A 315-nucleotide genomic window follows, 5' to 3' on the forward strand; every position below is an offset into this window, starting at 1 on the left:
AGCCTCACTTCATGATAAGATAAAGTTGGTTTCCCGACCACTTACTCAAATCATTGAAGGAGGCGTCCCATGAAGGACAAGAACAGTTTAGCACATTCACAATGGAGATGTAAGTATCACATCGTTTCCGCACACAAGTACAGAAGACAGATAATATATGGCAAGTATAAACAGAGCATCGGTGAGATTATCCGAGAACTTTGTCAGAGAAAAGGAGTGGAAATACACGAAGCGAATGCGTGCAAGGATCACATTCATATGTTAGTTAGTATCCCACCAAAGTTGAGTGTATCTCAGTTCATGGGGTATTTGAAA

General features: G+C 40.6%; 1 protein-coding gene. It reads left to right on the forward strand.

What is annotated here, in order from left to right:
• Nucleotides 1-69: 69 nt before the first annotated feature.
• On the forward strand, nucleotides 70-315 hold a 246-nt coding region (gene tnpA, locus ACYQ2O_RS13055), incomplete at its 3' end, for an IS200/IS605 family transposase (protein WP_459796819.1).

The sequence above is a fragment of the Alkalibacterium sp. m-11 genome (genome assembly GCF_054658155.1).